Genomic DNA, 20,766 nt, shown 5'->3' with positions numbered 1-20,766 from the left:
CAGGCCACTAGCATTGGCGGTCCTGACCGTTAGATGCCGTGCCACCATGCCCCGTCCTCCACGCCCCGCTTCCCGTCGCCCTGGCGCGAAGCTTCCAGCCTCCGCCCCGCGCCGTGTGGCCAAGGCCCCGCCGGCCGAGCCGAAGCTGATCCTGTTCAATAAGCCCTTCGATGTGCTGACGCAATTCAGTGACGGTGAAGGGCGGGCGACGCTCAAGGATTTTATCGACGTACCGGGCATCTACCCGGCCGGGCGGCTGGATCGCGACAGCGAAGGTTTGCTATTGCTCACCAATGATGGGCAGTTGCAGGCGCGTATCGCCGACCCCAAGCACAAGCTGGCCAAGACCTATTGGGTGCAGGTGGAGGGCGAACCGAGTGCCGAACAGTTGCAGCGATTGCGCGATGGGGTGGAGTTGAACGACGGCATGACCCTGCCGGCCGAGGCGCGCTCATTGGATGAGCCGCAACTGTGGCCGCGCAACCCGCCGGTACGTTTTCGTAAAAGCGTACCCACGAGTTGGGTGGAGCTGGTGATACGCGAGGGGCGCAATCGCCAGGTACGACGCATGACGGCCGCCGTGGGCTTGCCGACATTGCGTCTGGTGCGGGTCAGGATCGGCGACTGGACGATCGAAGGGCTCGATCAGGGCCAGTGGAAGGAAGTGCCAGCGCGCTTATAACGCCCCGGACTCGATCAGGCCGATCACCACGCTCTTGATCACGAACGCTGCCACGCCCAGCCCCAGCACAAAAAACAGGATGAACGAGCCGAAACGCCCGGCCTTGGACTTCTTCGCCAGATCCCAGACGATGAAGCCCATGAAAATGATCAGGATGCTGACCAGGCCGGTCATCATCCACTCTTCGAAAACAGCAGGATCCATCAGGACACTCCGGCGTAAGCGGGGTTGAAAAGGCGCGGCGAGTATAAGGCATGAGGCGCGGGCGCGGGATTGGCCTGCGGCGGTGTGTCGCAGCTATTCATCGGCTGGGCTGGAGATTTTGTGGAGAGGGGATTTTGTGGCGAGGGGATTTATCCCCGCTGGGCTGCGAAGCAGCCCTGAAGCAGTAAATTCAATCTTCCTGGCACACTGAGTTGCCTGGTTTAGGGGCTGCTGCGCAGCCCAGCGGGGATAAATCCCCTCGCCACAGAAACGGTCAGCTGCGCAGATGAGTCAACGGCAACTCGGTGCTGTTGAGCACCTGGTTCAGCACAAAGCTCGAACGCACACTGGTCACGCCATCGATCCGGGTCAGGTGCCCCAGCAGCAGTTTCTGGTAATGGTCCATATCCGGTACCACCACCTTGAGCTGGTAGTCCGCGTCCATCCCGGTGACCAGGCTGCACTCCAGTACTTGCGGCAGGTTGCGGATGGCCGCTTCGAAATTCTCGAAACGCTCGGGGGTGTGACGGTCCATGCCGATCAATACGTAGGCGGTCAGGCTCAGGCCCAGCATCTTGCGGTCGAGCAGGGCGACCTGGCGGGTGATGTAGCCGTCATCCTCCAGCTGCTTGACCCGTCGCGAACAGGGGGAGGGCGACAGGCCGATGCGTTCGGCCAGTTCCTGGTTGGAGATACGCGCATCGCGCTGCAATTCCGCCAGAATGCTCAGGTCGTAACGGTCGAGTTTGCTCATCGGTCGGGCCTTTGTCTTGTTAATTGCGGCAGATTATCTATCCGAGGTTAAAAATTGCGCAAGCGGTGTTTATTTCCGCAATCTTCGCAATCATCTGTCGGAGGCCCAGGCTTATCCTTATCACCAAGATCACTGCTCGGACAAACAGTCCAGTGCAGCCCGCCCAATCAGGCCGGCTGCGGTCGCAGTACCCACCGGTACTGGCAGACCCCCGAGCTGCACACTGTCCAGAAGACGGTGTGAGGTGAGCCGACGTCATAAGCGTCGAGCACGGACGAAATTCTCAAGGGGAGGCCGACGGGTCTCCCTTTTTTATTGGCGCCGATTCTGCTTTGGCTAGGGCACGTCATACCCGCAGGCGCGCAAGCGCTGGCGGGTCAGGCGTTTGTCCGGGTAGTCGGCGCCCCAGTTAAGGTGCTGGTCATAGCGGGATTTGACGTGGGCGCAGGCGGCTTTGATTTTTGCATCAGCCTCGGCCAGGGCTGCATCGGACAGGCGATTGATTTTCAGGCTCTGGAAAAACGGCAGGATAAAGGCCTGATCCAGGTCATAGCCCTTGGTGCCTTCGGCCAAGCGTTGCCCGGCGCGGACATGGAACGGTTGCCTCAGGCCGCTCTGGTTTTCCCAGCACCAGTACTTGACGACTTCTTCCCAGGAGCCCGTTGGGCTGTGCCAAACGTTATGAAAACGCAGGCACCGCATCCCTTGACGAGTGACCCAGTCGATCTCCTGTGGGCGAGGCTCGCTCGAATACAGATCCATCTGAGCCCGTTTGTTTTGCAGAAATTGCTCGGGAGCATAGAGGTCCTCTACGTTCCCATCGAGCATGCCCTCTACGATCAGGAACAGTGACGACGCCAAGACCTCAAGCTCACCGGAACGAAAGCTGCCGGAGGTGCCCGCCGACAGCACGTCGCGGCGTTTGTCGTAGGTAAAGCCACTTTTGATCGTGCCGCACGTGGTGTGTCGCAGCGGCTCGGGCAGGTCATAAGAGAAGCGAGGACTGAGGGTCACCCGCTGTTCTCCCACTTCACATAACATGCGGCTCAACCGCCGATCGTCCTCGTGCACCAACGGTGTCTGCCCGCAGCCCCAAAGGGTCACGGGCAGTAATAGCAGGGCAAGTCGGCTCAGCGTCAAAGTGAAGCGCCGAAGGCATTGCCGTTCTTGTCGATAAAGGTCGGTACGATATAGGTCTTGCTTCTGGTCCCGTCCGGGTTGGTGGTCGTGCCGTTCCTGAAGTCCTGCTGCAATTGACTGGCGCCGTTTCCGCACATCGATTGAACCTGGCACAGGTAGTTGGAGTGCGGGCTGTCTTTACCCATGAGGCCAGGGAGGGTGAAGACGGCCCCCAGGAAACGACTGATCGGGTCGCTGGAGTTCATGGCGTTGCGTCCCAGAAGGTCGGACACCGAATCGGTCATCGGCAGCATCCCGAAGAACACCTGCTTGTCTGGCCGGTTGACCTGGAACACTGCATTGTCGGTAGTGTTGAAGCCGGCTTTTTCCGCTGCGGTGAAGAATTTTTGCGCGTATACCGGCGCCCCTGAAAGCTGGATGCTGCCGGCGTTTTGGCCAAAATCCAGGCCTTCGAGTGCCCGGTAGGTGAGCAACGCACCCTGGCTATGGCCGACCAGGTCCAGCTTGAAGCCCTGGTCGATGCCTGCCTGGTAGAACTCATGCAACTGCTGGGCGTTGCCGGAGCGCTTGATGCCGCCGAGGTTCACGTCCCATGCCGATTCCAACAGGTCGCCGAGGAAACCATGTTCCGGGTTGTAGGCCTGCATATAGTTGTCACGGCCGGTTTGCATACCGCCATTGACCAGCGCCGCCTCGAATGCATTCTGGATGCCGTTGGTGGCAATCGCTCCCGGCGCGTCGGGACGCAGGATCATGTCGAACTTGGTCTTGGCCAGGTCCAGCAGTGGCTTGCCGGTTTTCGGGTCCATGGCAACGTTGCCCTTGGCATCTTTCTGATAGACCAGTTCGGTGCGGTAGAAGCTCATGTCGCCACTGAGCAGCACGGGTAACTGCGTGGCTACGCCACCGTGGCTGATCACGCCTGGCATCAGGCCCAGGGTTCCGTATGAGGTTTTGTCCATGGCGCTTTGCATCACACCCGGAATCCAGGCCAGAGGTGCCAGGCTCGGATTTTCAGCCAGCGCCTGCTCAGTGGCCTTGGTCAGGTGGCCGTAGTTCTTGAACAGATCGGAGCTGTTCTTGCCATAGTCCTGCAGCCCTTTTTTCCACCGATCCAAGGTTTGCGACGGGTTGCTCACCGAGTTCAGCGACGACTCGCTCACATAGAGTTCGGTACGCTTTTCCTTGTCCTTGGTGATGTCATAGGCCTTGGTCAGATCGCGGTTGAGGCCGCTGGTGGAGTTTTGCCCGGTAACCGCGTCGTTGCGCACGATGATGTTGCCCGCGCCGACTGTAGCGCGCACATCCTGCTCGCGCTCCTTGCGGTAGTCGTAGCCGCTCACGCTCCAGCCATTGAAGCCTTCCTTGGGCGCGCCGCTCAGGCTCTTGTCGCCAGTGAAGGCCACGTCCTTGCCGCCGGTGGCCTTGGCGCCGTTACCCGCGTCCGCGCCCCAACCAAAGGCACCGCCAACGTTGACGTAGTAGCTGTGCTCCTTGTCTACGCCATTGATGTCACGGAAGCCCAGTGTGTTGGTGTCGAGCTTGAGCTTGCCGTTGTCGGCGGCGATCAGCGCACCGTCGATCTGGGTGTGTTTCTCGGTGCGGATATCCACGCCGTTTTTACCGGTGATGCTGGTTTGCTGTTCAACCCAGTTGGTCTTGCCGGTGGTCTTGCCCGCCCCCACTGAACCGCTGACGCCACCGCCACCGGCCAGGCCGATGCTGACGGTGACGCTGGCATCGAACTGCTTGCCGCTGACTTTGCCGGTGTCTGGCACCGACGACACCAGCAGGTCGCCGCCGACGCGGCCAACCACTTCGTCGGCGCGCAGGTTGGCGCCGGCGATGGTGGTGTCGTTGCCGCTGTTGAAGCGCAGTTGGTTGCCTGCGTACAGGTAGGCGGTCTGCTGTTTCTCGGTTTCCCGTTCCAGCTTGCCCTTGCCCATGTCGACGCTGGCGTAGACAGCGATGAAGTCCTTGCCACCCAGGGCGATGCCGACTTCTCCGCCACCGCTGCGCCGGGTGGATTCGCTGTCGGAGTCGTTCTGTGCGGCGCGGATGGTCAGGTCCTTGCCGGCACGCAAATCGATATTGTGGCCGGCAATCACCTGGGTACCGATCATGGTCAGGTTCTCACTGGCCTCGATGTTGGTATCACGCCCGGAGAGCAGTACGCTCGGGTTGTTAGTGCCCTGGGTCATTTCTTCGCTGGCCACGCCGTTGCTGCCACCGATCCCGGCGCGGGCACTGCCGCCGCCGCTCTGGCCATTGATGCCGCCCTGGCTGCGGGTGGTCTGGCTCTCCTGGTTGATTGCGCCATGGGCCACGTCGAGGTTGACGTTCTTGCCCACCAGGGTGATGTCGCGCCCGGCCTCGAACTGACTGCCACGCACATTGAGGTTGTTACCGGCCACGGCGTTGATGTCACGCCCGGCGCTCAAAGTGGACGGGACGTTGTCGCGAATTTCCGAACGCGAGCTGGTGCCCTGGCTGGCCGAGCCAAAGTGGGTGGCACTGGTTGGCCCGGAGGTGAAGGAGTTGATGGCGTCCACGGTGCTGAGCACGCTGGAGGCCTTGCTGACGTTGTCCTCACCCTTGCCGGTGCCGTTGATGGCATCCATGGTGTTGCCATAATTGTGGCTGATGTTGACGGTCAGGCCATTGCGGTCGCGGGTCTTGCTGCGTTCCTGGATGAAAGTTTCATCGGCGGCATCGACATTGATGTCGCGTGTGGCCTGCAGGCTAATGTCGCGCCCGGCGTCCAGGCCCGCACCTTCGAGGGTCAGGTCGCGCCCGGCCTGAACGGTCATGTCCTGGCCGGCCGCCAGTTGGCTGCCAGCGGCAGTCTGCTGGGCGGCGCGGGATTTTTCCTTAGTCGCTTCGCGTCCGGCAAACGCAGTGAAACCATTGCGATCGCTTTCCAGGGACAGGCCGGTCTGCTTCGTGGATTTCCAGTTGCTCTGGTCCTGGCTGTTGCTGCCGGCCAGTACGTTGACGTCGCGCCCTGCGCCCACTTGCAGGTTACGCCCGGCCTGGGCGGTGCTGCCGATCATGTTCACGTCACGGATGCTCTGTACGGTGACATCGCGGCCAGCGGTGACTTGGCTGCCGACACTTTGGGTCTGCAGGTTTGCCTGTCCGGATTTTTTCGCCGAGGCGATGGAGATGAAGTTGCCGGAGGTACTGAAGCCAACTTTGCTTTTGTACTTCTCGCTTTGACTGGTGGACTCGTTGGCTGCGTCCATCAGGTTGACGTCGCCGTTCTTGTCGACCATCCCGGCGCGCAATTGCGCATCGCGCTTGGCGTCGACACGGCTGGCGGACAGGTTGACGTTACCGCCAGCGACCACCACGGCATCGTTTCCGGCGCTCAGCTCGCTGCCCACCTGGGTGATGCTGCTGGAACTGCGGCTATTGCCGCTTTTGCTCAGGCCGAAGCTGCCTTTTTTCTTCATGCTGTAGCTGCTGTCGGTCTGCTCTTGCGCCGACATCAGGTTCACGTCGCCGGCACCCCCCACCAGCAAGTCGTTGCCGGCCTTGAGCTGGCTGCCGATTACGCTTACATCGCGGCCACCCGTGAGGCCGATGCGTCCGTCCTTGTCCTGGGTGACGTTGACGGTCAGGTCGTGTCCGGCCTCGATCTGCGAAGCCACGTTGCTGGTCGCCGAGTCCGCGCTCTGGGTGGTTTTGCTTTTGCCCCAGGAACCTTTTTTCTTCTGGTAGAAGGTCGAGGACTGTTCGTCCTGGGCCGAGACAATGGCTATGTCATTGCCTGCATTGAGGGCCAGGTCATGACCGGCCTTGACTTGGCTCGCCACGACCGCCATGTCACGTCCGGCGTTCACTTCCAGGTTGCCGCCAGTGGTCACGCTGGAGCCGAGGGTCTTAACCGTGTTGTTGGTCACCAGGCCACGGCGGATCGCATTCTGGGTGAAGGTGTGATCCTGCACCGCGAGCATTTCCACGTCGCGGCCAGCATTGAGCGTGGCATTGCCGTCGCTGTTGATCTGGCCTTTGTTGGTCAGGTCGCGTCCGGTGCTGACATTCAATTGCTGGCGGGCACTGATCAGGCTGCCCTGATCCAGGTTGGTCCGCGAGCCGGAACCGTAGAGCACTTCCATGGCGGCGCGCTCGTTGACGACGTCGCCTTTGACGGCGGTGAGGTCGACCTGATTGCCACGTACTTCGCCGCCCAGGGCGTTGCGAATACTGTTCTGGGCCATCAGGCTCACACGCTCGCTGGCTTGCGTCAGACCGCCCTGATAGAGATTGTTCCCCGCCTCTGCCACCAGGTTGCTGTTGGCCCGCAGGGTGCCAACGTTGGTCAGGTCGTTGCCGGCCATCAGGTTAATATCCCGGGCCTGCACCAGGCTGCCGCCGCGCAGGTTGCGCGACTCGGCCTGGGCCAGGTAGAGCACCGGCACCAGGACTTGCTGGCCCTGCACCTGGCGGGTCTCCATCCAGACAATGTCGTGGGTCAACGCCGCCACTTGCTGGGCGCTCAGGGCTACGCCGACGCTCAGTTGCAACGAGTTCTTGGCGGCGATGGCGTTATCCATCAGGTACTGGTATTGCTCGTAGTCGCTGGTCAGGCTGGCGGCGAGGAAGCGCTGACCGGTCTGAGCCAGCACTGCTTCGCGGATCAGGCGGGTTTCGTACAAGCCATCACCCAGGCGACGCCAGCTGCGGTCGTCGTTGTAGCCCAACAGGCCCAGCATGTAGTCGGAGCTCATGAAGCGCGAGAGGTTGGTCAGGTTGGGGTTGGTCTCGATCAGGTAGCGGCTGTCCGGATTCTGGCTACGCACGAACAGGCCATAGTCACCTTCCGGCAGTCGATAGGTGGCGAGCGCTGTGGGGTCGACGGCGGCGAAAGGTACGCCGGCAAAGTCCACCGGTACAAAGCTGAGCTGGGTGCTGCCGTCGGCAGTGACACGCTCGACGCGCCGTACATCTGCCGCCACCTGGGTGCTGCCGCCACTGCCCAGGGCATTGACGGTGATGGTCTGGCCACCGACCAGGCCAACGGTGTTAGCCAGGCTCTGGCCGGTCAACTGGGCGCTGGCCTGTTGAGTCAAGGTGCCGTTTTCCAGGTTGCCGGTGACGGTGAGGTTCAACTGGCGACCGGACTGCAAGGTCGAGGCGTAACCCGTCTGGGTGCCGTTGTGTACGACGCTGCTCTGGCCGATGAGCGGGTACTGGGTGATCGCCGTCGGAATCGGTTGCTGCTGGTCCGGGGCGCTGCCGGCGTTGGCCGCGTTCCAGGCATTGGCGTTGGACTCTGCCCAACGGAAGTCGCCCTGTTTCACCCCGTGCAGGAAGTAAGTGGTGCTTTCGACACGCTGGTCGAGGGTCGCCCCACGGTTGTAGAAGTTTGTCGCGTTGACGAATGCGTCGCGGTTGGCGGCAAGCAGGCTTTGCTTGTTTTCCACGGTACCGGCATTGATCAGCAGGTCACGTCCGGCAATCAGGCGTGCGCCCGGAGAGTCCTGGATGATTTTTCCCAGGTAGGTGCTGTTGACGATAAAAGTCGCGGTGTGGTGCTTGCCGGAGCAGTCGGTACAGTTGATGTCGATGCGGCGGCTGACAAGGGATTCGCCGATCTCGAAGGTGTCCTTGGTGTTTTCCAGGTTGGCGACATTGAGGTTCATGTCGCCTTCGCTTTCGATGTTCGCCGAGCGGTTGCTCAGGCTGTTTGCCTGGCCACCGTCGAGGGCGGCGAAGCTCAGGTTGCCCTTGCTGTAGATGTCGCCGTAGAGGTTGCTCAGGGTGGCACCGCGCAGGTTCATGTCGGCGCCGCTGTAGATCAGGGTATCGGCTGAGGTGCTGATGCCGTTGCCCGCGAAGATGTCCACCTGGCCAAGGGCACCGAGGGTTCCGCGGTTGCTGACTTGTGCCGCGTGGATCTTGAGATTCTGGCTGGCGATCAGGCGCCCCAGGTTGTCCAGGTTGCCGCGCAGGTTGAGGGTGGTATCACCGGCACTGGCGATACGTCCGCCATTTTGGGTCAGGTTCCCCGCCGAGAGGCTGACGGCCTTGGCCGCCGACAGCAGGCCGTCATTATTCAGGTCGCCGGTGAGCGTCAGGCTCAGGTCGCCGTCGCTGAGTACTTCGCCGCTGTTGTTCAGGGTTGTGGCGCTTAACATCAGGTTGCTGGCACTGGCGATGCGGTCACCGGCCAGCAGGTTGAGGTTGTTGCCCACGGCCACATCCAGAGCGCCATTGAACTGCAGGCGCCCGGTGCCATTGATCGAGCCAATGTCCACATCGCCGTGGCCCAGACCCGTGATGCTGCCCTGGTTGCCGCTCAGGCTGGCGAGGTCGATCTTGAGCAGGCCTGCTCCGGTGTGTTCGACGCTGCCGGCAAGGTTGTTCAGTGCGCCAGCCTTGAGGTTGAGGGCCTGGCTGGTGACGCCGATGGAGCCGCTCTGGTTGTTCAGGTCGCCAGTGAGCAGAATCTGACTCAGGTTGCCGCCAATGGCGCGGATACGGCCAGTACTGTTATTCAGGTTGTCGCCGGTTAGCAGCAGGTTGCCGCCCGATTCGATCAGGCCGGTCTGGTTGTAGGTGCTCACAGCGTTGAGGCTCAGGGTCCTGGCGCTGATTTCACCGCCCGCGCGGTTGTCCAGAACCTGGCCCTGGCTGCTGAGCAGGTCTTGGGCATAGAGGCGGCCCGCCTGGTTGGTCAGGTTGTCGACCAGCAGTTTCAGGTCGCCGACCTGGGCGTTGATGAGCCCGGCCTTGCCTGCCAGTGCGCTGTTGTCCACAGAGACGGCCACCACTTCGGCGCTGTCGCCTTGCAAAGCACCGCCCTGGTTGTTCAGCGTGCCTTGATTAAGCTGTAGATCGGCGTGGCCGCCGCGCGCCAGCACCAGGCCTTCGCTGTTATTCACGGTGGTGGCGGTGATTTTCAAACCCTCGGTGCCGGACAGCAGTTGGCCCTTGCGGTTATCCACCACCGTACCCTGCACATCCAGGCGTTTGCCTGCGAGGGTACCGCCCTGATTGTCAAACTGTGTGGCCTGGGTCACGCGAACTGCCGACTCGCCACCGTCGATCAGGCCCAGGGCGTTGTTCAATACACCTGAGACCACCAGTTCAATCGTACCGCCGGAGGCAATCACCGAACCTTGTGCGCTGTTGTCCAGGCCGGAGGCATTGGCCCCGACACTACTGCCCAGCAGCACGCCGCCGTGGTTGTCGATGTCGCTGCCATTGATCTGCAAATGGCCGTCGCTCTGCACACGCCCCTGGTTGTTGAGCAATTGCCCCCGCGTCATGCCCTGGTCCTTGAGCGTCAGCAGCGCACCCCCGGTCCCGGCCAGCAGCAAGCCGTTGGCGCTGTTGTCGATGCGCCCTGCGCCAACGGTCAGTTGATCGCCCACCACGCGGCCGCCGCGGTTATCCAGCAAACCGCTTTGAGTCAACAGCAGTTGCTTGCCGACGATCACACCTTGCTGGTTGTTCAACGCTGCGGCGCTTACGTCGAGGTCGCCGACTTTGGCTTGAAGATGACCGGCGCTGTTGTTCAGTTGCTGGGCCACGACCATTGTCAGTTTGCCGGTCTCGGCGCTGAGCACGCCTTGGGTGTTCTGGCTGAGGCTGTCCAAACCCACGCTGAGCTGGCCGCCGTTGACGTTGCCCTTGAGGTTGTTCAGATCCCGGGCAGAGAGAGTGGCGACACTTGTGCCCTGCAGCAGGCCTTCGGTGTTGTTGACGTCCTGGGCGGTAAGGTCCAGTTGATCGGCGCTGATCTTGCCTTGCTGGTTGTTCAGGGCACCTTGGCTGACCAGGGTCAACTGCTGGCCCACCAGTGTGCCGCCCAGGTTGTCCACGGTCCCGGACTTGACGGTCAGCACGGAGGCCGCCTGGATCCGGCCGCCCTGGTTGATCAGGTCTTGAGTCACGGTCAATGCGTTGTTGCCAAGTTCGGCACTGATCAGGCCATTGGTGCTGTTGTCCAGGCGTTCGGCAGTCAGTTTCAGGTGATCGGCGACGACTTTGCCGCCCTGATTCAGCACCCTGGCGGCGCTGACATCCAGCAGGCTTTGGGCTTGCAGCACGCCGCCGGTGTTGTTGAGTTGGCCGCTGACCTTGAGGTTGGACTGGCCGACACTGGAAGCGATCAGGCCACCTTGGTTGTCCAGGCGCTCGGCGGTCAGTTGTAGTTGATCGGCGATCACCGAACCGCGCAGGTTGGTCAGTTGTCGAGTGTTGAGTTCGAGGTTGCCACCGGCCAGTTCGAGATGGCCGTCGGTGTTGTCCAGGCTGTCGAGATTGAGGGTGGTGGACTGGCCGTCGCCGAAGCGGATCAGAGCGCCCAGGTTGACGATGGCCGGAGTCAATAGAGACAGCGTGTTCAGACCCAGCACCCGCGCCGAGGTGCCCTGGTTGACCAGGCGAGCACTGGTCAGTCGAACGTTGGCGCCCTGGATGATGCCGTTCTGGTTGTCGATCACCTCGCTGGCGTCTACTGCGAGGTTGCGGCTGGCGACGACGTTACCGGTGTTGGTCAGTTGTTTGGCGGTGATGGTGACGTCGCCGCCCTGGTTGCGGGTGTTGTCCGGGTTCACCCCGGCTTCGACGATTCCGTTGTTGATGACCTTGCCGGCGCTGGTGACGGTGACTTTGTCGCGAGCGGCAATGCTCTTGCCCACCGTTACATTGGCGCGGGTGTTTACGCTGACCTGGGTGCCAGCGTAGACCTTGTCTTGTACGTCCAGGCTTTGTCCGTTGACGGTGATGGCCTGGTTGGCGCTGGCGTTGTTCATGCTGACCTTGCCGCTGGCGTCGATCTGGATGTCGCCCACGCTGGCCGCCATGTCGCCCGCCAGGCGCACGCCCACACCTTTTTCGGTACCCACCAGACGAATCGCACCGGCGTACATGCCGCCCAGGGCCGAGCTGTCGATGGCCAGCTCGGGTTTTTCGCTACCATCCTCGGCGCGGGCGGTGGCGCTCAGATTGTCGGCGCTGACGTCGTTGCGGCCAGTCACCACATTGAGGTTCTTCGCATAGATATTGGCGTTGAGTTTGGCGCTGCGGGTAATCAGGTCGAACTGGTCGACGTCACTGGCATCCAGGCCTGCACCTTCGATGCTGATGTCGCCACCGTCGACCTGGAAGCTGTCCAGGCGCTGGCCGTCCATGATGGGCTTGCCGGTGGTCAGGGTGGCGCGTGGCGTGTTGATAAAGCCACAACCGCTGCAGGTGATGCCATTGGGGTTGGCGACGATGACGCGTGCCGCTTGCCCGGCCACTTCGGTATAGCCGGCCAAGTGGCTGCGATTGCCACTGGTGATTTCGTTGAGGATGACCTGTGCGGCCTGGCCCTTGAGATTGCTGTTGCCGACGATGATGCCACCCAGTTGGGTGCTCTGCGTCTTACCAGTGGCGTTGTTGAGAATCACGCCGTTCTTGCCGACGTTGTAGTCGGTGAACTTGTTGTGGGAAAGCCCGCTGCCATTGGCGCCGTTGATGTTGATCACCGGCACGCCGTTACCCGCCGCCCCAATGGTTGTCTTACCCCCCGCTGCCGCGTCGACCGCAAGACCTGCCGCCGCCGCGACGATGGGATTGAGGAACACAATCGAGGCCAAAGACAGGGCAATACTCTGAGACAGGGGGCTACGAACGTCCATGTGAAAGTCTTCCATTTACAAGAGCGAGTCGGGTGTCAGAAAAACAGATCGACGCGGAAATACACCGGGCGTTCACGTTTTTCGATAATCCCCGGGCGTTCCAGTGAGCGGGCAAAACTCACGGAAGTTGCGAGGTTCTTGCCCCTGGCGTTGAACTCCAGGGCGTTACCGGTGAGACGACCGCGCTCGTCGGGGTTCGAGGATCTTCCCTCGATCACCCCGACATCGTAGGCAAACGCCACTCCGTACTCCTGCAACAGCGGTTGCAGGGGCTGCCAGGTCACAGCTCGGCGCCAGCGCAACTGGTTACGCCAGTAACCGCCGCTGTCGCCGGTCAAAGTCTGGTCTTGCAGGCCACGTACCGAACTGACACCACCGAGGCTGATTCGTTGCGGGCTGTAGAGTTCATCTTCGCTGCGCTGACCCGTTGCAAGGCTGTCGAAGCTGAAGTTTTCACCCCATAAGCGGAACGGCTGCAGGTAGCTCAGGGTCAGGCTGTATTTGTTGTAGCGCGATTGGGGGCCATGGTGGGAGCTGTCCCGTTGGGCATCCAGCATGCCAATCCCCTGTTGCCAGCCGGCATCCAGGTTGATGAACGCCGAGCTGACGCGCCGACCATGGTTGAGGTTCAATTGGGTCTCGGTGATGGTCACGCTGGAGGTGTCGATGAAGTTATCGTCCACGTAGTTGCGTGTGCGCAGTTGGCTGAGGCCGAAACTGACGCCGGTCTTGCTCACGTTATCGCGTTGCAGTACGCGCTCGGCGCGCAATGCGTGGTTCTTGCTGGTACCGTCATAACCGAATGTGTAGCCTTGGGCGTTGCCGCTGGCGCGGTAGAAGCTCTGGCTGTAGGCGTAATTGAAGGTCCACCAGCCGTAGGGCACGCTGTAATACAGGCTCTGATTGTCGGAGTGACGCCAGTGATCGCTGACCGCGTCCTGATTGGCGCGCAGGCTCAATTGGTCGGCCAGGCCCAATGGGCTGTCCCAGTCCAGGCCCAGACCCATTTGCTGCTGGCCAGTGCTGCGGTCGCCGTCGTTGTTACGCGTGGCCGATACGCGCCAGGGTTTTTCACGCTCGCCCTTGAGGCCGATACGGCTGCCACCGACCTGCTCGCCTGGTGCCAGTTCGAGCTGGGCCTGACGGGACGGCAAGCGACTGAGCTGATCCACCAATTGTTCCAGTTCCCGCAGGTTCAGCGGCTCGCCGGTCTGACCGGGAAAAGTCATGGCCAATTCGCGAGGGGTGGCCAGGGCGGAGCTGTCGAAGCCTTCAAGTCGCCCTTCGACTACCACTATTTTCAACACGCCGCCCGACAGATCCTGCTGCGGCAGGTAGGCTCGCGTTGTGACGAAACCGCGCTCGAGATAGTGATGGGTCAAGGCCTTGAGCAAGGTATTGATCTGTCCGACCGACAGGCATTGGTTCTGATAGGGTTTGATCAACTGCTCGCGCATGCCCGCGTCTAGGTGGGCCGCGCCCTCAAGCTCGATGGTCTTGATGTCGAAGCAACGTTTGTCGTCGGGGGTGGCAGGGGCAGGCGCGGGCAAGGTCTTGCCGGGCAGTTGTTGGAGTTCGTCGAGGCGTTTTTGTTGTTCTTGCAGCAGTTGCTGCTGACGATCACGAATCAGATCGCGGTCACCGGGTGTTTGGATGGGCGCGGCATGGACCAGGGATGTAAACACCGCACAACAAGCCAAAACGTGCGTAACGCCAAAACGTGACATGCCTTCATTCCCTTGAATGGCTAACTGCGGCGGATGCCGGCGGTTGTTTCAGGCGAATAAGAAGTCCCTGTCGCCTGGCGAAAACGATGGGCATCTTAAGTGGTAACGCTTCCTGTCTTGAAAAATTACTTGCAAATCCGACGAGCGGTAGTTGCCAGGTCATTTTTTGATGATGGCACTTTGCTTTGTCTGACGTGGCCTTGCGCAAAGGTGCTGGCCTGGTTGGGGATCAGCAAATGCCTGCGAAATAAACCCCGTGACTGATAACCTGTTGCAGAACCGGCCTGGGCTTTTCCAGTCTTATCATCAAGCCCTGAACCGTTGTGAGGAATTTCATGAAGTCGCGCATCTGGCGTTTGGCAGGTGTTGGTCTGTTGTGGGCAAGTGTCAGTGCGCAGGGAATGGCCGACGATCAGCAAAACCGTGGCGGACCGGACGGCGGTCGTGGTCAGGACGGGCGCGATGGCAACGGCCAGGGTTATTCGGGCCAGCCGCGGCCACAGAACAACGAAATCATTCGTGGCGACAACAGTCGTCAGTTCGAGGTCAAGCCACTGCCGCAATATCAGGGCGGCCAGTCGTATAACCGTCCGCCTCAAGACCCCAACGGTCCCGGCCGTCCACAGCAGCAACCCGGCAACAACCTGCCGATCCAGGGCCGGCCCGACAGCGTGACCCAGACCCGTGAACCGCAACCGGGGTATTACCGTGATATCCCGCGTCGCAACGATGGCTATCCCAGCGGCGGGTCACGTCCAAGCCATGACAACCGCCCTGAGCAGCATTGGCCCGGCCGCCCGGACGGGCATGGCAATGGCTGGGGCCCGGGCCCGCAGTACCGCCCGGGGTACGTGATCGACCGCTTCCCGGATCGCAACTACCGCGTGCCTTATCGCGGCCAGGATTATTTCTATTCCGGCGGCTACTGGTATCGCCCGCAAGGGCCGCGCTATGTCGTGGTCGCGCCTCCGCGGGGCATTCGTACCCGGTATCTGCCGGATTACGCTCGGGAGGTGTGGATCGGCAGTTCGCTGTTCTTTCTTGCCGCCGGCGCCTATTACATCTACGAAGCCAACACCCAGGATTACGTCGTGGTCGATGCGCCGGTCGCCAACCCGCAGCCGCAACCCCAAGGCAACAGCTACGACGTGGTGGCTTACCCGGCCAACGGCCAGTCGCCCGAGCAGGTCAACCAGGACGGGTACGATTGCTATCGCTGGGCGGTGCAGCAGAGTGGTTTCGATCCGCGCACCTACACCTATCCGCCGGCGCCGGAAGTGGTGCAGACCTATCGCCAGGCCCAGGGCAGTTGCTTGAGCAGTCGTGGGTATCAGGTGACTTATTGAATCTTCATAACCGAATCAGAGTCGGACACTTGCTTCTGTGGCGAGGGGATTTATCCCCGCTGGACTGCGCAGCAGTCCCAAAAAGCAGTTGATTCGATCTGTCTGGCAGACCGAGTGGTGAGGTTTCAGGGCTGCTGCGCAGCCCAACGGGGATAAATCCCCTCGCCACGTTCTGTGTTCGGCATCAAGCGTTGGCGCGCTTCACTACTTCCGACGGGTCGGCATGCACCAGCACTTCGGCCTTCGGATAAGCGCGATGGATCGCATCGGCGGCCTGGTCGCTGATGCCGTGGGCCACTGACAGGGTCAATTCCCCCGGCAGTTCCAGGTGCAACTGCACGAACCAGTGGTTACCGGAAATCCGCGTGCGCAGGTCATGGGCGCCCACGACACCCGGCACGGCACAGGCCAGCTCCAGCATGTGCTGGCTGACGTCGGGCGGCAGTTCCTGATCCATCAGTACCGCGAAACTTTCCCGGGCGATCTGGACGGCGCTCCACAGAATGTAGATGGCGATCCCCAGGCCGAACCAAGCGTCCAATTGATACCAGCCAAACCCGGCCAGCACCAGCGCCACCAGGATGCTGCCATTGAGCAACAAGTCGGAGCGATAGTGCAGCGAGTCGGCACGCACGGCGTTGGAACCGGTGGCGCGGATGACCCGATGCTGCAACGCCAGCAGTGCCAGGGTCAGCCCGAGGGAAAACACGATCACGCCGACGCTCAGCCAGGGGGCATCCACCGGCACCGGGTTTTTCAGCCGCTCGAAAGCCTGCAAGGCAATCAATACCGCACTGCCGCCGATAAACAGCGCCTGGGCCATGCCGGCCAGGGATTCGGCCTTGCCATGGCCGTAACGATGATCATCATCGGCGGGGCGCAGGGCGTAATGCACCGCCAGCAGATTGAGCAGCGAGGTGACGCCGTCCAATGCCGAGTCGGTCAGGCCGGCAAGCATGCTCACCGAGCCGCTCAGCCACCAGGCCAGCGCCTTGGCGACGACCAGGATGAGCGCCACGGCCACCGAAGCCCGGGTGGCCAGGCGCAGCAGGCGGGCGTGTTCGGTGCTGGGGGTCATGGCGCGGTCGTTCCTTCAGTAGCGCTTGTCATGCGGCGGGCTTGAGGCCGAGGGCGGCCAGTTGTTGCGCGCTGCCTTTGTGCTGGATCAGCCGAGGATCGTCCAGCGGAAAGCTGCGGCCCAGTTCGCGTTCCAGGATCGCCTGCAACACGTGGTTATTGACGGTGCCGTCGGGATTGATGGCCGGCTTGAGTTTTTCTGGCTCGATCTGGACGCTTTTGCCCGGCTCGAAGTAAATGGCGCCGGTGGCGAAGTCCACGGCGAAGGCGATCAGGCCGGGGATGATGTAGAACAGCAGGCCGACGGCATCGAGGGCGGCGATGGCCGGGTCGATCTTGCCGTCGATCTGGCCGCGACGGTCCGGGTAGAAGATCGAGCCACAGGCGCTGATTTGAGTCAGCAGGGCGGCGACCAGGACGCCACCGATCACGCGAAAGGGAATACGCATAGCAATCTCCTGAACAGGTAAAGGCGTTGCTGGTTGGAGTCCAGACCACGCTAAACAGTTCGCCGTTATACTCGGCCCTCTGTTTTGGAGCCAGCATGATTTCTTTGCCGATTGATGAAGTTTTACCCGCCCTGCGTCAAGCCTTGGCATCGCGCCACGAAGCCGTGCTCGAAGCGCCGCCTGGTGCCGGTAAAACCACCCGTGTTCCCCTGGCCTTGCTGAACGAGCCCTGGCTGGCCGGGCAGACCATCCTGATGCTCGAACCCCGGCGCCTGGCGGCACGGGCGGCGGCTGAGCGACTGGCCAGCGAGCTTAAGGAAAAGGTCGGTGAGACCGTCGGCTACCGGATTCGCCTCGACAGCAAGGTCGGCCCCAAGACCCGCATTGAAGTGGTCACCGAAGGCATCCTCACCCGCCGTTTGCAGGACGACCCGGCGCTGGACGGCGTAGGACTGCTGATTTTCGATGAATTCCATGAGCGCAGTCTCGACGCCGACCTGGCCCTGGCCTTGAGCCTCAACGGTCGGGAGCTGTTTCGCGAAGACCTGCCACTGAAGATCCTGCTGATGTCCGCGACCCTGGAAGGCGAGCGCCTGGCCGGGTTGCTGGACAATGCGCCAATCCTGCGCAGCGAAGGCCGCATGTTCCCGGTGACGGTGCGCTGGGGCCGGCCGTTCCAGCCCGGCGAGTTCGTCGAGCCGCGGCTGGTGCAGACCGTGCTGGAAGCACTGCACGATGAAACCGGCAGCGTCTTGGTGTTCTTGCCCGGGCAGGCGGAGATTCGCCGGGTCCATCAGCAACTGGCCGAGGCCTTGGGCGAGGGCGGCGATGTGTTGCTCTGTCCATTGCACGGTGAACTGGACCTCGCCGCTCAGCGCGCTGCCATCGACCCCGCGCCGCCCGGCCAGCGCAAAGTGGTGCTGGCCACCAACATTGCCGAAACCAGCCTGACCATCAATGGCGTGCGGGTGGTGATCGACGCCGGACTGGCCCGGGTGCCGCGTTTCGACCCGGGCAGCGGCATGACCCGGCTCGACACCCAGCGCATTTCCCGAGCCAGCGCCACCCAGCGAGCCGGTCGGGCCGGGCGGCTGGAGCCTGGTGTCTGCTATCGATTGTGGTCCGAAGACCAGCATGAACAATTAGCCGCCTACGCCAGCGCGGAGATTCTGTCGGCGGACCTGGCCGGATTGGCCCTGCAGTTGGGGCGCTGGGGCGTGACGCCGCAGCAATTGGTCTGGCTCGACATCCCGCCCACCGCCGCCTATGCCCAGGCCCAGGATCTGCTGCAACGCCTGGGCGCGCTGGAGGGCGAACAGCTGACCCGCCACGGCCAGGCCATGGCCGAGCTGCCGGCCCATCCGCGTATCGCTCACCTGCTGCTGCGCGGTCAGGCGCTGGGGCTGGCGGACATGGCCTGCAACGTCGCCGCACTGTTGGGCGAGCGCGATATTCTGCGCGGCGCCGGCGCGGATCTGCACAGTCGCCTGGCCTTGCTGTCCGGTGAAGAACGAGCAGCGCGCGGCGCCCAGGGCGGGGTGCAGCGGGCGCGACAACTGGCCCGGCAATATCGCGGTTACCTGCGGGGCAAGACCGAAGAAGCCGTCGCCGATCCCGATCACCCGCGCTGGCTCGGTGCACTGCTGGCTTTGGCTTATCCGGACCGCGTCGCCCAGCAGCGTCGGCCCGGCGGCGCTGAATATCGCCTGGCCAACGGCCGTGCGGCGCTGTTTGCCGAGGCTGACAGCCTGATGAAACAAGCGTGGCTGGTGATCGCCGACCTGGGCAGCCGCCAGGGGCAGCGGGAAGAACGGATCTACCTGGCGACGGATTTCGACCCGGCACTGTTCGACTCGGTATTGGCCGAGCAAGTGCACACGGCGGATCAACTGGATTGGGATGAGCGCGAAGGCGTGCTGCGCGCCGAGCGCCAGCGCAAGGTTGGCGAACTGGTGCTCAGCCGCGAACCGCTGACCGGCCTGGATGAGTCTGCCCGTAGCCAGGCCCTGGTGAACCTGGTGCGGCGCAAGGGCCTGGAATTATTGCCCTGGACCCCGGAACTGCGGCAATGGCAGGCGCGGGTGGCGCTGCTGCGTCGCCTGGACCTGGACGCCAAGGGCGAGAGCCAATGGCCGGATGTCAGCGATAGTGCCTTGCTGGACAGCCTCGAACATTGGTTGATGCCGTATCTGGGCCGAGTCTCGCGCCTCAGCCATTTTGCCAACCTGGACTTGTCGAGCATCGTTCACAACCTGTTGCCCTGGCCCCTGCCGCAACGCTTGGATGAACTGGCGCCGCACCATTTGAGCGTGCCTTCGGGGTCGTCGATCCGCCTGGACTACAGCGAGCATCCGCCGATCCTGGCGGTGCGTTTGCAGGAGCTCTTCGGCTTGGCCGACACGCCGCGCATCGCTGGCGGGCGGCAGGTGGTCAAGCTGCACCTGCTGTCACCGGCGCGCCGACCGGTGCAAGTCACCCAGGACCTGGCGAACTTCTGGCGCAGCACCTACGCCGAGGTGAAGAAAGACCTCAAGGGGCGCTATCCCAAGCATTACTGGCCGGACGATCCGCTGGTGGCGGAGGCCACGGCGCGGGTCAAGCCGCGTAAGTGAATTGATTCCGGATTTGAAGCTGAAATACAAACTCTGTGGGAGCGAGCCAGCTCGCGATAGCAGTGTGTCAGTCAATAGGAGTTTGACTGATCTACCGCTATCGCGAGCAGGCTCGCTCCGACATTTGTTTGTTACGGCGCTGCCGGCAACAAAAACCGCGCAATCACCGGCAAATGGTCGGAGGTCCGCAAGGTGTCGTCCTGCCGCACTTGGGCTTCGATCCGTTTGATTCGCGGGCGATGCGGTCGGGGCCGTTGATGCAGGCAAGAGCCATGCCGCAGGTCTCGATCATGCTTTAATTAAAACCAGTTTCGTAGCCCGCAAAAGCCGCAAGCACGGTGGTTTTGACGTGTCAGCGAAAACTATATTCGAGTCGCCATCGGTGGGCACCACCCCAAGAGGTAAGACTTTCTACCATGGCTCAATCGGGTTGAAACAAAGGCCTGAGAATAACCTCGCTTATGTCGACATGAGTTGGTGAGGTCAGTGTGTTGATGATGACCTCAGCTACGTCTTCTGGCGTCAAGGGATCAAAATGACTCAGCAGATCTGTAGCATGCTCTTGACAATCATTGAAGAAACTTGCGGTAAAATCCGTGTCTTTGACAAAGCCGGGATGTATTACGGTCACCTTAGTAGTTCTACTGTTTTGACGAATCTCAGTGCGAAAATGGCTCATAAGTTCATCCGCAGCCCCTTTGGTCGCGCCATACAAATGGTTGCCAGGGGTCTTGGAAGGGCGTTTGGCCGCAAGGCTTCCAATCATCACCAAATGTGTAACCCGTTGATCAGTAGCAACGAAGTTGAGTAGGGCCATTAGCCCGAGCAGATTGGTCTCAATAATTTTGCGCCAACTTTCGTATCGTTCCAGATCAAAGGGCGCATAGTAGCCTACTCCCACACAATTGATGACCCATTTGGGAGTTAGGTTGTGACTGTTCAAATAGCAAGTTAGTTGACGCTTAAGGTCAGGTTGTGTGATGTCGAGCGACAGACTTTCTATGCCTTTAAGGTCAGTGTGCCGGCGGCTGATGCCAATGACTCTTTCGCCTTTGGCCACCAGCATGGTCGCCAGCGCCTTGCCTATGCCTGATGAACTGCCAAACACCAGATAGGCATCCTTCTGTTGAGACATGG

General features: G+C 61.7%; 11 protein-coding genes and 1 pseudogene. 3 read left to right on the top strand and 9 right to left on the bottom strand.

The features are described 5' to 3' along the window. Nucleotides 1–115: 115 nt before the first annotated feature. Complete coding sequence (locus tag BT116_RS15700; RefSeq protein WP_161796661.1) at nt 116–682, top strand: pseudouridine synthase; 567 nt, start codon at nt 116–118, stop codon at nt 680–682. Here the strand turns inward: BT116_RS15700 and BT116_RS15695 are convergent. From BT116_RS15695 to BT116_RS15675, 5 genes are all read right to left on the bottom strand, one after another. After that, nucleotides 677–886 (bottom strand): DUF2788 domain-containing protein, encoded by a 210-nt coding sequence (locus tag BT116_RS15695; RefSeq protein WP_003185724.1) that lies wholly within the window; start codon nt 884–886, stop codon nt 677–679. The genes BT116_RS15700 and BT116_RS15695 overlap by 6 nt on opposite strands. Nucleotides 887–1,160: 274 nt before the next feature. Further along, on the bottom strand, nt 1,161–1,640 hold the full coding sequence (locus tag BT116_RS15690) for an Lrp/AsnC family transcriptional regulator (RefSeq protein WP_025215622.1): 480 nt from the start codon (nt 1,638–1,640) through the stop codon (nt 1,161–1,163). 336 nt (nt 1,641–1,976) lie between these two features. Next, nucleotides 1,977–2,654 carry a hypothetical protein gene (locus BT116_RS15685; RefSeq protein WP_238992568.1) on the bottom strand — a complete coding sequence of 226 codons (678 nt, stop codon included), beginning with the start codon at nt 2,652–2,654 and terminating at the stop codon, nt 1,977–1,979. A 122-nt stretch (nt 2,655–2,776) separates the two neighbouring features. After that, complete coding sequence (locus tag BT116_RS15680; protein ID WP_083569154.1) at nt 2,777–12,418, bottom strand: hemagglutinin repeat-containing protein; 9,642 nt, start codon at nt 12,416–12,418, stop codon at nt 2,777–2,779. Nucleotides 12,419–12,453: 35 nt separating this feature from the next. After that, on the bottom strand, nt 12,454–14,145 hold the full coding sequence (locus BT116_RS15675; protein WP_072345389.1) for a ShlB/FhaC/HecB family hemolysin secretion/activation protein: 1,692 nt from the start codon (nt 14,143–14,145) through the stop codon (nt 12,454–12,456). A 335-nt stretch (nt 14,146–14,480) separates the two neighbouring features. On the opposite strand from BT116_RS15675, the gene BT116_RS15670 reads away from it, so the two are divergent. Then, nucleotides 14,481–15,491, top strand: coding sequence for a DUF6515 family protein (locus BT116_RS15670; RefSeq protein WP_072345387.1), 1,011 nt, complete (start codon nt 14,481–14,483; stop codon nt 15,489–15,491). Nucleotides 15,492–15,675: 184 nt separating this feature from the next. On the opposite strand, the gene BT116_RS15665 is transcribed toward BT116_RS15670, so the two are convergent. After that, a complete protein-coding gene (locus BT116_RS15665) occupies nt 15,676–16,569 on the bottom strand; it encodes a cation diffusion facilitator family transporter (protein WP_072345385.1) in 894 nt (297 codons plus the stop codon). 28 nt (nt 16,570–16,597) lie between these two features. Beyond that, a complete protein-coding gene (locus tag BT116_RS15660; RefSeq protein ID WP_063324253.1) occupies nt 16,598–17,017 on the bottom strand; it encodes a hypothetical protein in 420 nt (139 codons plus the stop codon). A 95-nt stretch (nt 17,018–17,112) separates the two neighbouring features. Between BT116_RS15660 and hrpB the strand changes: the two genes are divergently transcribed. Next, nucleotides 17,113–19,629 (top strand): ATP-dependent helicase HrpB, encoded by a 2,517-nt coding sequence (hrpB, locus tag BT116_RS15655; protein ID WP_072345383.1) that lies wholly within the window; start codon nt 17,113–17,115, stop codon nt 19,627–19,629. A gap of 131 nt (nt 19,630–19,760) precedes the next feature. Here the strand turns inward: hrpB and BT116_RS30625 are convergent. Together BT116_RS30625 and BT116_RS15650 are read right to left on the bottom strand one after the other, a co-directional pair. Beyond that, nucleotides 19,761–19,871: pseudogene (locus BT116_RS30625) on the bottom strand (endonuclease/exonuclease/phosphatase family protein); the annotation flags it as partial. 179 nt (nt 19,872–20,050) lie between these two features. Then, nucleotides 20,051–20,764, bottom strand: a complete 714-nt coding sequence (locus BT116_RS15650) for an SDR family oxidoreductase (protein ID WP_072345381.1) — start codon at nt 20,762–20,764, stop codon at nt 20,051–20,053. Nucleotides 20,765–20,766 lie beyond the last annotated feature (2 nt).

The sequence above is a fragment of the Pseudomonas sp. NFACC16-2 genome, from assembly GCF_900119205.1.
In the GTDB taxonomy this organism is placed as follows: Bacteria; Pseudomonadota; Gammaproteobacteria; order Pseudomonadales; family Pseudomonadaceae; genus Aquipseudomonas; species Aquipseudomonas fluorescens_Q.
The sequence above is the reverse complement of the archived record's forward strand: the minus strand, read 5'-3'. Positions and strand labels throughout refer to the sequence as shown.